13 protein-coding genes are annotated in these 13,862 nt (G+C 71.6%); 5 read left to right on the forward strand and 8 right to left on the reverse strand.

From position 1 onward, the window contains the following. Positions 1–18: 18 nt before the first annotated feature. The 3 genes from tilS to dacB all read right to left on the reverse strand — a co-directional run bounded on the left by tilS (position 19) and on the right by dacB (position 4,436). Positions 19–1,026, reverse strand: a complete 1,008-nt coding sequence (gene tilS, locus AB0C96_RS15470; RefSeq protein WP_362917554.1) for a tRNA lysidine(34) synthetase TilS — start codon at positions 1,024–1,026, stop codon at positions 19–21. A 191-nt stretch (positions 1,027–1,217) separates the two neighbouring features. Beyond that, the gene (locus tag AB0C96_RS15475; protein WP_362917556.1) at positions 1,218–2,363 is read right to left on the reverse strand and encodes a zinc-dependent metalloprotease; all 1,146 of its coding nucleotides are present in this window, start codon (positions 2,361–2,363) and stop codon (positions 1,218–1,220) included. Between the two features lie 501 nt (positions 2,364–2,864). After that, on the reverse strand, positions 2,865–4,436 hold the full coding sequence (dacB, locus tag AB0C96_RS15480) for a D-alanyl-D-alanine carboxypeptidase/D-alanyl-D-alanine-endopeptidase (RefSeq protein ID WP_362917558.1): 1,572 nt from the start codon (positions 4,434–4,436) through the stop codon (positions 2,865–2,867). Between the two features lie 86 nt (positions 4,437–4,522). Here dacB and AB0C96_RS15485 point away from each other — a divergent pair, with 86 nt between their 5' ends. Continuing rightward, positions 4,523–5,017, forward strand: a complete 495-nt coding sequence (locus AB0C96_RS15485; protein ID WP_362917560.1) for an inorganic diphosphatase — start codon at positions 4,523–4,525, stop codon at positions 5,015–5,017. A 95-nt stretch (positions 5,018–5,112) separates the two neighbouring features. On the opposite strand, the gene AB0C96_RS15490 is transcribed toward AB0C96_RS15485, so the two are convergent. Beyond that, positions 5,113–6,825, reverse strand: a complete 1,713-nt coding sequence (locus tag AB0C96_RS15490; RefSeq protein WP_362917562.1) for a threonine/serine exporter family protein — start codon at positions 6,823–6,825, stop codon at positions 5,113–5,115. 140 nt (positions 6,826–6,965) lie between these two features. After that, the gene (locus AB0C96_RS15495) at positions 6,966–7,679 is read right to left on the reverse strand and encodes a VTT domain-containing protein (protein WP_362917564.1); all 714 of its coding nucleotides are present in this window, start codon (positions 7,677–7,679) and stop codon (positions 6,966–6,968) included. A 221-nt stretch (positions 7,680–7,900) separates the two neighbouring features. Between AB0C96_RS15495 and AB0C96_RS15500 the strand changes: the two genes are divergently transcribed. After that, positions 7,901–8,269: a YbjQ family protein gene (locus AB0C96_RS15500; RefSeq protein WP_362917566.1), complete on the forward strand. Its 369-nt coding sequence runs from the start codon at positions 7,901–7,903 to the stop codon at positions 8,267–8,269. A gap of 73 nt (positions 8,270–8,342) precedes the next feature. Here the strand turns inward: AB0C96_RS15500 and AB0C96_RS15505 are convergent, their stop codons facing one another. Then, complete coding sequence (locus tag AB0C96_RS15505) at positions 8,343–9,101, reverse strand: MerR family transcriptional regulator (protein WP_362917568.1); 759 nt, start codon at positions 9,099–9,101, stop codon at positions 8,343–8,345. A 114-nt stretch (positions 9,102–9,215) separates the two neighbouring features. Here AB0C96_RS15505 and leuE point away from each other — a divergent pair, with 114 nt between their 5' ends. The 3 genes from leuE to AB0C96_RS15520 all read left to right on the forward strand — a co-directional run bounded on the left by leuE (position 9,216) and on the right by AB0C96_RS15520 (position 12,142). Continuing rightward, positions 9,216–9,908 (forward strand): leucine efflux protein LeuE, encoded by a 693-nt coding sequence (leuE, locus tag AB0C96_RS15510; RefSeq protein WP_362917570.1) that lies wholly within the window; start codon positions 9,216–9,218, stop codon positions 9,906–9,908. Positions 9,909–10,085: 177 nt separating this feature from the next. Then, a complete protein-coding gene (gene wrbA, locus AB0C96_RS15515; RefSeq protein WP_362917571.1) occupies positions 10,086–10,709 on the forward strand; it encodes an NAD(P)H:quinone oxidoreductase in 624 nt (207 codons plus the stop codon). Between the two features lie 17 nt (positions 10,710–10,726). After that, on the forward strand, positions 10,727–12,142 hold the full coding sequence (locus AB0C96_RS15520) for a glutamate decarboxylase (protein ID WP_362917573.1): 1,416 nt from the start codon (positions 10,727–10,729) through the stop codon (positions 12,140–12,142). 119 nt (positions 12,143–12,261) lie between these two features. On the opposite strand, the gene AB0C96_RS15525 is transcribed toward AB0C96_RS15520, so the two are convergent. Beyond that, entirely contained in the window at positions 12,262–12,903 is a 642-nt protein-coding gene (locus AB0C96_RS15525; RefSeq protein WP_362917575.1) for a PadR family transcriptional regulator, read from the reverse strand. A 139-nt stretch (positions 12,904–13,042) separates the two neighbouring features. Beyond that, entirely contained in the window at positions 13,043–13,597 is a 555-nt protein-coding gene (locus tag AB0C96_RS15530; protein WP_362917577.1) for a DinB family protein, read from the reverse strand. Positions 13,598–13,862 lie beyond the last annotated feature (265 nt).

A 13,862-nucleotide genomic window follows, 5' to 3' on the forward strand; every position in this document is an offset into this window, starting at 1 on the left:
CACGGCAGCGTCTGCGGCTCAGCCCTGCCGAATGACAAGTCTGCCACCCTGCCGCCGCACGCCGACGCGCCCGGGGAGGTTGATGGCCCCCTGCCCGCGCCAGGCCGTGATCAGCCGGTCCACTTCCTCGATGTGGCGGGCGAAGAGCGAGCCGGCCGGCGAACCGGCCGCGATGACGGCCCGCCGCAGCACCCGGCGGCGGACCGCGGGCGGCAGCGCGAACAGGGCGGCGACGTCGAGGGTGCCGGCGTCGTCCAGGACCGTTCCCTCGGCCGCGGCGGCCCAGGCGTCCAGGGCGTCGGCGTCGTCGCGGGAGAGCTGGGCGGTCCGGGCCAGCGCCTCGACGACGCCCTTGCCCAGCGCCTTCTCCAGGGCGGGCAGCCCCTCGTGGCGCAGCCGGGAGCGGGTGTACGCGGGGTCGGAGTTGTGCGGGTCGTCCCAGACGGGCAGCGATTGGATCAGGCAGGCCTTACGGGCGGTCTGGCGGTCCACGTCCAGGAAGGGGCGGCGGTAGCGGCCGTCGCGGCCGCTGGTCGCGGCCATCCCGGAGAGCGAGCGGATCCCGGAGCCGCGGGCGAGGCCGAGGAGCACCGTTTCGGCCTGGTCGTCGCGGGTGTGGCCCAGGAGGACGGCGGCGGCGCCGTGGCGCTCGGCCGTCGCGTCCAGGGCGGCGTAGCGGGCGTCCCGGGCGGCGGCCTCGGGCCCGCCCTCGCGGCCCACGTTGACGGTGACGACCTCTACCGGGGCCAGCCGCAGGGCCCGCAGTCGCAGGGCGACCTCGGCGGCCCGGAGGTCGGAACCCTCCTGAAGGCCGTGGTCGACGGTGACACCCCCGGCGCGGACCCCCAGCTTGGGGGCCTCGAACGCGAGAGCGGAGGCGAGCGCCATCGAGTCGGCGCCGCCGGAGCACGCGACGAGCACGAGCGGGGGCTCCTGCCGGTCCTGTGCGCAGTGGTGGTTGAGCACGTCGTGGAGTACGCGGCGGACCGCCAGGCGTATCGCGGCGACCGCTGGATGGGGACCCATGTCCGTTTCCAATCGTTCAGCTGGGGAGCCTCGGGCCGGTGAGGGCTGTTCGTCACACAGAGTGCCTAGATGGTGACAGAGGCGAGCGGTTCCCCGAGCATTGCACGCCTATCCATCGCCAACGGTCCCTCAGACGGGTGATAGAAGGGGCGCTCTTCTGCCACGCGGCGTGCCCGGCTCACAACGTTCCCCTACGGTGCCCCGTCCACCTTGCGGTGCACCCGCGCGATCCAGTCCGCCGGTTTGGCGATCTCTTGTTTGGTGGGGAGGGTGTTCGGTGACGTCCACACGCGGTTGAAGCCGGCCATGCCGACCTCCTCGACCACGGACCGGACGAACCGCTCGCCGTCGCGGTACTGCCGCAGCTTGGCGTCGAGACCGAGCAGTTTACGCAGCGCCTGGTCGAGCCGGCCGGCGCCACTGGCCCGGCGCTTCTGGAACTTCTCCCGGATCTCGGCGACGGAGGGCACGACATCGGGCCCCACACCGTCCATCACATAATCGGCGTGCCCCTCCAGGAGGGACATCACGGCGGTCAGCCGCCCGAGGATCTCGCGCTGCGCCGGAGTCTGGACGAGATCGACCAGCGAGCGGTTGCCGTCGTCGCCCTCCTCGCCCTCGGGCTTGGCGCCGGCCAACGACTGGGCGGCCTCGCGCAGCCGCTCCAGGAGGGTGCCCGGATCGATGTCGGTCTCCCCGAGAAACGACTGAATCTCGCCCTCGATGTGGTCGCGCAGCCAGGGCACGGCGGTGAACTGGGTGCGGTGGGTCTCCTCGTGCAGGCACACCCACAGCCGGAAGTCGTGCGGCGCCACCTCCAACTCGCGTTCCACGTGGACGATGTTCGGCGCCACGAGCAGCAGTCGGCCGCCCTGGGCCGCGGCCGGCAGGTCCCGGGACGGCGGGGCGAAGGTCTCGTACTGGCCCAGCACCCGGGACGCCAGGAACGACAGCAGCATGCCCAGCTCCACGCCGGTCACCTTGCCGCCGACCGCACCGAGCACCGCGCCCCCGGGGACCGTCGAACGACGGTCCTCCATCTTGGCCAGCAGCGGCTTGAGCACGGCCCGGAACCCGGCGACGTTCGCCCGGATCCAGCCGGGCCGGTCCACGACCAGGACCGGTGTGTCGTGCGGCGCGTGGCCCGTCGCGTCGGGCTGCGCCATCCGCGTGAACGCACGGACGTGTGCCTCGGACGCCTTGGCGTGCTTGCGCAGCTCGGCGACGATCGCCCGCGCCTCGTCCCGGCTCACCTCTGGCCCCGGCCGCACGAACCGGGTCGCGGTCGCAACCGCGAGATTCCAGTCGACCATCTCGGTTCCACCGATGCTCGTCATGGGTTCACGGTACGTGGACGCTCCGCTGTGGGATACCCGATCCGCTGCGCTTGGCTGCCCTCCCACGGTTTTGGCTTTCCCGCCGTGGCCTTGGCGGCCGGCGTTCGCCCCACGTTGTTGGCTGTCCCGCCGTGGTGGTTGCTCGCCGTGGCGCCTGCGGCGGGCGTGGGTTGTCGGGTGCGGTGACGTTCCTCCGCGGGTGGGTGTCCGGACTGCTTCGCTCTACGTCCGGACACCCACCCGCTCCGGCCCGTCCCCTCCCGTTGTGGGGAGCGAGAAGGCCGGTGGGGGTGCCTGTGAGCGGTCACGCCCGCCCCCACTTACGTGTTTCCCACCCACTCACGGGAGGGGACGGGCCGGAGGGGCCTGGTGTGTGGACGTAAAGCGAAGCAGTCCACACACCAGGCCTCGGAGGTCCGTCACCGCACCCAACACCAACCTGCCCGCCGCAGGCGCCACGGCGACAAGCCACCACGGCGCCGCAGACGACAACGTGGGCGGCTAACGACATCCGCAATTCGCCACGGCCGAAGCCAAGTTGTCCAGGGCCCGTTGCGCACCCTGTGCGTCCGTCGTGCCGGAGGTCATGAAGGAGAAGACCAGGAGGCGGCCGTCGGCGTCGACGACGGTGCCGGCCAGGGTGTTCACACCGGTGAGGGTGCCGGTCTTGGCGCGTACGGCGCCGGCGCCGGCGCTCTGGCCCGTGTAGCGGTTGCTGAGGGTGCCGGTGAAGGCGGCCACCGGGAGGCCGGTGACCACCGGGCGCAGGGCCGGGTGGTCGGGTGCGGCGGCCTCCAGCAGGAGGCGGGAGAGGAGGGCGGCGGAGACCTTGTCGCTGCGGTCCAGGCCGCTGCCGTCGGCGAAGACCGCGCCGGAGAGCGGCAGGTGGAGGTGTGCGAGCGCGGTGCGTACGGCCTTGGCCGCGCCGTCGAAGCTGGCCGGCTGGCGGGAGGCGAGGGCGGCCTGGCGGGCCAGGGCCTCGGCGATGTCGTTGTCGGAGTAGGTGAGCATCCGCTCCACGAGGGAGGAGAGCGGGAGCGAGTGCACGGCGGCGAGACGGTCGCCCTTCGGCGCGCCGGTGGCGGTGGGGTCGCCGTCGACGGTGATGCCGCGCTCGTGGAGCAGGTCGGCGAAGGTGTCGGCGGTGGCGCGGGCGGGGTCGGTCTCGCGGGGTGCGGGGCCGTGCTCGCTGTCGTCGAGGCGGGCCTCGTCGAGCATCAGCGGGGTGACGGGGGCGATGTTCTCGTTCGGTCCGATGGGGTGCTCGACGGGGCCGGTGTAGGCGGAGGTGTCGTAGCCGAGGCCGACCTTGGTGAGGTGGCGCCGGTGCAGGGCGCGGGCGGTGGCGTCGGCGAGGGTGCGGAGGTTCGCGGGCTGCTCCTCGTCGCTTCGCCGCGGGGCGCGGGCGGTGAGGGTGGGGTCGCCGCCGCCGACGAGCACGATGCGGTCCTTGCCGGCCATGACGACGGTGGTGTCGATGCGGTGGTCGGGGCCACGGGTGGAGAGCGCGGCGACGGCGGTGGCGAGCTTGACCGTGGAGGCCGGGGTGGCGGCCTCGCCCTGGTCGGCGCCGAAGACCTCGCGGCCGGCGGTGACATCGATCACGGACGCGGTGCGCAGCGGGCCCAGTGCCGGGTCCTTGAGGAGCGGGTCGAGGGCGTCGGCCAGTCCCGCGTTGGTGGGGACGGGGGCCGCGCCCCGGCCGGCGGCGCCGGTCGCCGGGCCGCCGAGCGCCGGCAGCACGGGCGGGGCGCTGGGCGCGCGGTCGGGGTCCGCGGCGTGATGCTCGCCACTGGCGCCGTCCATCACCGCCGCCTCCGCGCGCTCGGCCGTACGCTGGCCCGAGTCCCACGGGCCGGCCGCCGCCACCGCGGCGATCGCGACCGCCAGACCGGTGGCTGCGGAGACCGCCGTCAGCCGCCAGGTCTGCTGGGTGTGGCGTGGTGTGGCCCGCCAGGCCTGCTGTGCGGCGTCGACCGCCGTTCGAGCGGTCCGCACCGCCGTGCGAGCCGTCGCCCGCGCGGAGCGGTGCACCGACTGCCATCTGACCTGCCACGTTCTGGTCTCCGGCACCTCGGACCAGCCCCTTTCGCCACCACACACCTGCGTGGGGGACACTTAATCACCAGACGTATGTGTTGATCATGGAGGAGCCACCCGTGGAGTTCGACGTCACCATCGAGATCCCGAAGGGTTCGCGGAACAAGTACGAGGTGGACCACGAGACCGGTCGGATCCGCCTGGACCGTCGACTCTTCACCTCGACCAGCTACCCGGCCGACTACGGCTTTGTCGAGAACACCCTGGGCGAGGACGGTGACCCGCTGGACGCGCTGGTCATCCTGGACGAGCCGACGTTCCCCGGCTGCCTCATCAAGTGCCGCGCCATCGGCATGTTCCGCATGACGGACGAGGCCGGCGGCGACGACAAGCTGCTGTGCGTCCCGGCGTCCGACCCGCGGGTGGAGCACCTCCGGGACATCCACCACGTGTCGGAGTTCGACCGCCTGGAGATCCAGCACTTCTTCGAGGTCTACAAGGACCTGGAGCCCGGTAAGTCCGTCGAGGGCGCCGACTGGGTCGGCCGCACCGACGCCGAGGCCGAGATCGAGCGTTCGTACAAGCGCTTCGAGGCCCAGGGCGGCGGGCACTGACGCTCTGATTTTCGTACGCGAACGGGCGGCATCCAGTCGGGTGCCGCCCGTCGTGTGTTCCGGCCCGGTCCGCCGACGCGCGGGGCCGGGGAGCCCTAGAAGCCGCGGGTCCGCTTGGCCGCGCGGCGGCCGGCGCCCTCCTCCCCGACGCCGGGCGCGTGCAGGAAGAGCCGGGCGACCTCGGAGCCCAGGTTGACCCCGACGGCGATGGCCAGCGCCAGTGAGGCGGCCTGCACCAGGGACGTGAGGCCCTGCGGCAGGTGGCCCTGGGCGAAGTTGAGCAGGCCGAAGTAGGTGGCGCTACCGGGCAGCAGCGGGCCGATGGCGGCGGTGACGTACGGCAGCGCGGACGCGTAGCGGTAGCGGGACAGCAACTGCCCGAAGAGGCCGACCAGGCCGGCCGCGATCGCGGTCGCCGGTACCGGGTTGACGCCAGCGACGTTGGCGAGGGCGCCGTACACCACCCAGGCCACCCCGCCGTTCAGGGTCGCGAAGGCCACGGTGTGACGTTCCTGCTGGAGCAGCACGCAGAACGCCAGCGCCAGCAGCATGGCGGCCGCGGTCTGCACCAGTGGCTCGTTGTAGCGCTGTAGCGCCTCTTCGGGGTTGAGCCGCTTGAGGGCGGGGTTCAGCTGGAGCCCGATGTAGAGCACGCTGAGGACGCCGACGACGATGCCGACGATGAGGTAGCCGACTTCCAGTAGTCGGGCGGCAGCGGTGATGTAGTAGCCGGTCAGCCCGTCGTGCACACCGGCGACCAGGGCCCGCCCCGGGATCAGCGCGAACAGTCCACCGGTGATCACCGCGGACGCGGACACATTGGCGTGCGCCAGGCCGAAGGCGACGCCGACCGCGGCGGGCGGCATCGCGGCGACCACGAACTGGTAGAACTCCGGCAGCCCCCGCCCGGACGCCAGCCAGGCCAGCCGGTCGCCGAGCATCGAGCCCACCGCGGCCGCGACGAACACCAGCAGCTCGCCGCCGACCAGCATGGACGCGGCACCGGAGAGCAGTCCGGAGGCCACCGTCAGCGCCCAGCTCGGGTAGGGGTGGCGGTTCCGTCGGATCTCGGCGAGGCCCCGGTAGGCCTCTTCGAGGGTGATGCCCTCCGAGGTGATGTCGTCGACGAGCCGGAAGACCGCGGACAGCCGGGTGTAGTCGACGCCGCGCCGCCGGACCGTCCGGCTGGCCGTGAGCGGGTCGTCGACCAGCGACGGCTGGTACGAGATCGACAGCAGGGTGAAGGTGACGGTCGGCTCGACCCGCTCCAGCCCGTAGGCGTGCGCGACGCCGAACATCGCGGCCTCGACGTCCTCCGCGCCCTCGCCGCCGGCGAGCAGGATCTCGCCGATGCGGAGCGTCAGGTCGAGGACGCGGGGTACGGCCGGGCCGGTCTCCTCGTCACCGGCCCCGCGGCGCTCGGGGACCGGCCGCTCCCCCACCGGCATCCGCAGCATCGTGCGCATCCGGTCCTGCCAGGGGGCTTCCTTGGTCAGGCGGATGGTGGGTATGCCGTGCGGCGGGGTGAACGCCACGCTCAGGGCGGTGGCGCCAACCGGGGTCGGCAGCGGGGTCTGCCCGGTGGTGCCGCCGGGCGGCGCGAACGCGGAGCCCTCCTGCTCGGGTGGCGCCTCCGGGCGCAGGCCGGCAGGGAGGGCGAACTCGGAGGTGGGGTGCTCCTCCTCCGGCGGCGGGGGGTAGGGGACACCGAGCGGCGGAGTGAAGGCGGAGTGCGCCTCGTCCGAGGGGGGCTTGCGGTCCTCCCCGGTACCGCCGCCCGACTCCGATGCATGGGGATCCGACACCACGGATTCTCGCTCCTTGATGGCCTCCTGGGGGGTGGTTCAAGGACACGATGCCTGATGCCCGGACGCCGTGCTCGCTTGGGGCGGACATTGTCCGATCACCGCCGCGCCGGGACGCCGTGGCGAGCCGCCCGGGCGCGGCCTCAGCGCTTGGCGTGCCGGCCCCGCCGCGCGGTGTTCTCCGGCGCGGCGCCGAGCGGGCGGCCCGTGGTCGCGGACGGCGCCGGAGCCTCCTGCTTCGCCTTGCCGCGGGCCCGCAGGAACTCGATCACGATGGGGACCACGGAGATCAGCACGATCGCGACCAGCATCAGCTCGATGTGCTTGTGGACGAACTCGATGTTGCCGAGCAGCGCACCGAGCAGGGTGACACCGGCGCCCCACAGGGCACCGCCGATGACGTTGAAGGTGAGGAAGGAGCGGTAGTTCATCCGGCTCACACCGGCGACGATCGGCGTGAACGTCCGCACGATCGGCACGAAACGGGCCAGGATCAGCGACTTGGGGCCGTACTTCTCGAAGAACTCATGCGCTTTCTCGACGTTCTCCTGCTTGAAGAGCCGGGAGTCGGGGCGCTTGAAGAGCGAGGGGCCCACCTTGCGGCCGAAGAGGTAGCCGGCCTGGTCGCCGAGGACGGCGGCGAGGACGACCAGGCAGCACACCAGCCACAGCGGCTTGTCCAGCTTGCCCGCCGTCACCAGCAGCCCGGTGGTGAACAGCAGCGAGTCGCCCGGCAGGAAGAAGCCGATCAGCAGGCCGGACTCCGCGAAGACGATGACCAGGACACCGATCAGGCCGAACGTCGCGATCAGGTAGTCCGGGTCCAGCCACTGGGGGCCGAGCGCGAGGGTGTTCACGGGGTGAAGGCTCCTGGGTCGAGGGCGCCGGATCGTGCAAGCGACGGGGGTGCAGGCGCGTGTGCGGCCCAAAACTATCAACGCCGGATGTCCCCCCGTGGTTCCAGGCGGGCGCCCCCGGGGCCGGCACCCGGCCCTTCCCCTGCCGCCACCCGCTTGTCCGTGTACCGCTGGCCGCGCCCGTGGAGCCGGGTGATGCTGACCGCGAGGAGGTGCTCCGCATGGGCATCGAGGAGTACGGCGGGGGACAGACCGGGCAGTCCGACGTCCTGGTCGTCACGACGAACGACGTGCCGGGCTACCACGTGGACCGGGTGATCGGCGAGGTCTTCGGCCTGACGGTGCGCTCCCGGCACCTCGGCAGCCAGCTCGGCGCGGGCCTGAAGTCACTGGTCGGCGGCGAGCTGCGGGGCCTGACCAAGACCCTCGTCGAGACCCGCAACCAGGCGATGGAACGGCTGGTGGAGCAGGCCCGCTCGCGCGGGGCGAACGCGGTGCTGATGTTCCGCTTCGACGTCACGGAGGCCGCCGACGTGGGCACCGAGGTGTGCGCGTACGGCACCGCGGTGGTGCTGGCCCCGCTGTCCTGATGCGGCGGTGTGGGACCGGCCCCCGTCAGGAGCCGCCTGTACGGGTCGGGTGCGCGCCCCCGACCCGTACGGATCACCGGTGGCGGGCGGCGTTGGCGAGGATCGCGTCCCGCAGGTAGACCGCGAGGCCGGGCTCGATCGCCTCATACGTGGCGGTGAAGCGCTCGTCGGCGACGTACATCTCGCCGAGCCGGGTGTGGAACTCGTGGGTGCAGTCGTAGTACCCGTCGGTGATGAACCGGCGGTGCTCCTCGGCGACGTCCATCGCGGCCTCGGAGTCGGCCGGCACCCCCTGCGTGAGCAGGTCCGCCATCGTGCGGTGGATGGCGTCGAACCCCGCCGTCAGCCGCTTCCAGTCCTCCTTGGTGTACGAGGCGGCCCGGCGCTGCGACTCCTTGTACGCCTCGGTGTCGCCCCAGCGCTCCTTGACCTCGTCCTGATAGGCGTCGGGGTCGAAGTCCCCGAAGACCTCGAACTTCTCCTCGGGCGTGAGGTTGATACCCATCTTGCGTGCCTCCATGGCGTGTTGGACGGCCGCGGCCATCCGCTGCAACTTCTCGATCCGGTCGGTCAGCAGGTGGTGCTGGCGCCGCAGGTGTTCCTGCGGGTCCACGTCCGGGTCGTCGAGCAGGACCGCGACCTCGTCGAGCGGGAAGCCGAGCTCCCGGTAGAACAGGATCTGCTGGAGCCGGTCCAGGTCGTCGTCGCCGTAGCGCCGGTGGCCCGCGTGACTGCGTTCGCCGGGTTGCAGCAGCCCGATCTCGTCGTAGTGGTGCAGGGCGCGCACCGTCACTCCGGCGACGGCCGCGACCTGCCCTACCGAATAGCTCACTTCCGCTCCCTTCTCGGTACGCGCTTCACGATGGCTCCTCACGCCGCGTGAGGTGCAAGTCCGCATCCTGAAAAGTCGTGAGCGGACCGATCGGGCGGTGAGATCCTGCCGCTCATGCTGGGGATAACGGATCTGTCCACATATCTGGTGGGGCTGGCGCTGATCATTCTGCTGCCGGGACCGAACTCGTTGTACGTCGTCTCGGTGGCGGCCCGGCGCGGTCCTCGGGTGGCGTACCGCGCGGCGGCCGGCGTGCTGTGCGGCGACACGGTGCTGATGACCCTGTCGGCGGGCGGGGTGGCGTCGTTGTTGCAGGCCAGCCCGGTGCTGTTCGCCATCGTGAAGTTCGCAGGCGCGGGCTATCTGACGTGGCTCGCGGTCGGGATGCTGCGCGGTGCGTGGGCGCTGTGGCGCGGTCGGGAGGCCCGCAGGGCCGAGCCTGCGGCCGGCGCGGACGGGGCGGCCGGGGCAGACGGCACGGCCGGGGCGCCGAAGGAGACCGCCGAGCGGCCGTTCCGCCGGGCGCTGGTGGTCAGCCTGCTCAACCCGAAGGCGATCCTGTTCTTCATCTCGTTCTTCGTGCAGTTCGTGGACCCGTCGTACGCCCATCCGGCGCTGTCGTTCCTGGCGCTGGGCGCGTGGGCGCAGCTGTTCAGCTTCACCTACCTGTCGATCCTGATCTTCAGCGGGACGTTCCTGGCGGCGACCTTCCGGCGCCGGCGGCGACTGACGGCCGGGCTGTCCGCGGGCGCCGGCGCGGCGTTCCTCGGCTTCGCCGCGAAGCTGTCGCTGGCGAGCGCCGGCTGAGGGTCGCCCCGTAGCGCGGAACGCGTGAGGGAGCACCGGGCGCGGGACCCCCTTCACTGACGACGGGCGGGTGGCTGCCGTACGGGGCGGCCGCCCGCCCGCGGCGCTTCCACTGGACGAACCCTGGAGGCCGCGCACCCCTTATGCCCGTATCGTCGGGTTCCAGGAGGTGTGTCCATGCCCGTGCACGACGTCCACGTCGCCGTCATCTACTACTCGTCGACCGGCACCGTCGCCGAACTCGCCCGACGGATCGCCGACGCCGCCGAGCACGCCGGCGCCGACGTACGACTGCGACGGACGGCCGAACTCGCCCCGCAGTCGGCGATCGACGCCAACCCGGCCTGGGCGGCCAACGCCGCGGCCACCGCGGACGTCATGGAAGCCACCCACGAGGACATGCTCTGGGCGGACGCGGTGATCTTCGGCACCCCCACCCGCTTCGGCAACGTCACCTCCCAGCTCAAGCAGTACCTGGACACCCTCGGCGGCCTCTGGCAGCAGGGCAGACTGGCCGACAAGGTCTACAGCGGCTTCACTGCGAGCGCCACCAAGCACGGCGGCCAGGAGTCCACCCTGCTCGCGCTCTACCACACCATCCACCACTTCGGCGGCATCCTGATCGCCCCCGGCTACACCGACCCGGCGAAGTTCGTCGACGGCAACCCGTACGGCACCTCCCACGTCGGCGGCCCGGAAACCCCGCTCGACGACGACGCACGCACCGCCGCCCGCATCCAGGCGGAGCGCGTGGTGAAGTTCACCAAAGCCATCAAGCACGGCCTTTCTCAGGCGAGTTGACGAGTAGGGGCGATTGGATGACTCTGCACAAAGGCGCATCGCCGGCCGACCGCGAACACGCCGGAAACCCGGTCAACCCCTTCTACGGCGAAGCCGACCCGATCGCCGGCATGGAGACCTCACCACCGCGGCACACCCTGCCCGACGGCCCGGTATCCCCGCACACCGCCTACCAGTTCGTCCACGACGAACTGATGCTGGACGGCAACTCCCGCCTCAACCTCGCGACGTTCGTCACCACCTGGATGGAACCCCAGGCCGGCATCCTCATGGCGGAGTGCCGGGACAAGAACATGATCGACAAGGACGAGTACCCGCGCACCGCCGAACTGGAGAGACGCTGCGTGGCGATGCTCGCCGACCTCTGGAACGCCCCCGACCCGTCGTCCGCCGTCGGCTGCTCCACCACCGGGTCCAGCGAGGCCTGCATGCTCGCCGGCATGGCCCTCAAGCGGCGCTGGATGCAACGCAACACGGAGCGCTATCCGGCCACCGCCCGGCCCAACCTCGTGATGGGCGCCAACGTCCAGGTCTGCTGGGAGAAGTTCTGCAACTTCTGGGAGGTCGAAGCGCGCCAGGTCCCCATGCAGGGCGACCGCTTCCACCTGGACGCGGCCACCGCCGCCGGCCTCTGCGACGAGAACACCATCGGCGTGGTCGCCGTCCTCGGCTCCACGTTCGACGGGTCGTACGAGCCGGTCGCCGAGATCTGCGCGGCGCTCGACGAGCTCCAGGAGAAGAAGGGCTGGGACATCCCGGTCCACGTCGACGGCGCATCCGGCGCCATGATCGCCCCGTTCCTCGACCCCGACCTGGAGTGGGACTTCCGGCAACCGCGGGTCGCCTCCATCAACACCTCGGGCCACAAGTACGGCCTGGTCTACCCAGGCGTCGGCTGGGCACTCTGGCGCGACATGGCGGCACTCCCCGAGGAGCTGGTCTTCCGCGTCAACTACCTCGGCGGCGACATGCCGACCTTCGCACTCAACTTCTCCCGCCCCGGCGCCCAGGTCGCCGCCCAGTACTACACCTTCCTGCGCCTCGGCCGGGACGGCTACCGCGCCGTACAACAGGCGACCCGCGACGTGGCCCGCTCGATGGCCGACCGGATCGACTCACTGGACGACTTCAGGCTGCTCACCCACGGGGACGAGCTGCCGGTCTTCGCCTTCACCACCGCGGACGACGTCAAGGCGTTCGACGTCTTCGACGTCTCCCGACGCATGAAGGAACACGGCTGGCTGCTGCCGGCCTACACCTTCCCGCCCGACCGCGAGGACCTCTCCGTCCTGCGCATCGTCTGCCGCAACGGCTTCTCCCAGGACCTGGCCGACCTCTTCCTCGCCGACCTGGAAGAGCTCCTGCCCGAACTCCGGGAACAGCCGTGCCCGTTGCAACGCCCGGAATCCGTGGCAACGGCGTTCCACCACTGACCCTGCCATCGGGGCCCGCGCCCGGGGCGGGCCGGCCACCTCCACCGGCCCGCCCCGCACCTCCTCGGCTACTCGGCTACTCGGCTACTCAGCCGCTCAACACCGCGGCCTCCGCTCGCCTAACGCACATCCCCGGGGTGGTCATCCCCCGTCGCGTACGGGTTCTCCTGCCCCTCGGCGAGCACCCCGACGAACGGCTCCCCCTCGCCGGCGAAGACATACGCCCCGCCCTTGATCCGCTCGATCAGCCCGCGGGTCCACTCGGCACCGGCGTCCGCCGAGTGGACCCAGTAGTTCATGATCTCCCCGATGTGACCGAGCTGCCCCGGCCCCTCCTCGGGCGTGTAGTACTCGGTGACCGTCGCGCGCCACTCCTCGATGCCCCGCACCCGCTCCGTCAGGAGTTCGAGGGCCTCCGCGCGGTCCAGATCGACCAGAAACCCGAGCGCCGCCGACAGCACATCGGGCTTCTGGTCGTAGGCGGTCAGGGAGCTGCGCAGCAGCGCGAAGTACTCCTCCGTCCCCCGCGCCGTGATCTCGTACTCGGTACGCGGCGGACCACCGGCCGTGGACGGCGCGGTCTCGTGGGCGTGCAGCAGGCCCTGCTTCGCCATCTGCTTGAGCGCGTGGTAGATCGAGCCGGGCTTGGCGTTGGACCACTCGTGGGCGCCCCAGTACTCCAGGTCGTTGCGCACCTGATAGCCATGGGCCCGGCCGTGCTGCCGGACGGCACCGAGCACCAGGAGACGGATCGCTGACATGCGATCCAGGTTATTGCTCCGCACCGCCAGGGATCAGCCCGCCTGCTCCCGGGCCCCCGGCCATCCGGCTCCCGGGCCCCCGCCCACCTGCCCCCGGGCCTCATCCCACCTGCTCAGCCCGCCTGCTCAGCCGGTCTGCTCAGCCCGTCTGCTCCCGGGCCGCACGCTCCTCGTCCACCAGCGCAAACGCGGTCTTGCCGTCCAGCGACTCGCGGATCACATCGGCATGGCCGGCGTGCCGGGCGGTCTCCTCGATCAGGTGCAGCAGCAGCCAGCGCATCGACTGCCGCGTGTTCGGCGGGAACCACGGCGCCTCGGGCAGCGGGAAGGTGTCGTTCAGACTCGGCACGGACCGGACGAACTCCTCGGTCCGCCGCGCGACCCCGTCCCAGAACTCCAGCATCCCGGCGAGCGTCTCACCGTCCTCCAGCCGGAAGCTGAGGTGCCAGGTCTCCTGGTTCCGCTCGATGCTGTGCGGCCGCTCCTGCGCGGTCTCCACCCAGCCCTGCTCGGTCTCCGCGACGTGCTTGATCAGCCCGGCCAGCGACAGCTCGCTCGCGCTGGGCCGCTCGCCCGCCTGCGCCTCGGTCAGCCCGAGGACCGCGCGGCGCAGCCCACCGCGCTGGGCCTCCAGGAAGGACAGCAGCGCTCCGGTCTCGTCACCGTGCGCCTCGGCGAGAACGTGAGTGGGCATGAGGTCCGCCTTTCATGACATCCCTGGGCGACCGGCCTTCCGCCGTCGCCCTCCAACACCCCTCACGCTAGAGACACTTGCGGTCAACTTCTGTCCGCAACTCCCCCACCCGCCCGTATCCACAGCCCGCCACGTCCCCACCCCGCCCAACCAACCACCCTCAACCAACTACCCCCCGGACAACTACTCTCCGCTCAAGAAGCCCCGGAACTTATCACTCTCCGTAATCGTTGCCGAAACAAGGAGCAGGCAGCAACGGCCCGCC

It is taken from the genome of Streptomyces sp. NPDC048506, assembly GCF_040651315.1.
Taxonomy (GTDB): domain Bacteria; phylum Actinomycetota; class Actinomycetes; order Streptomycetales; family Streptomycetaceae; genus Streptomyces.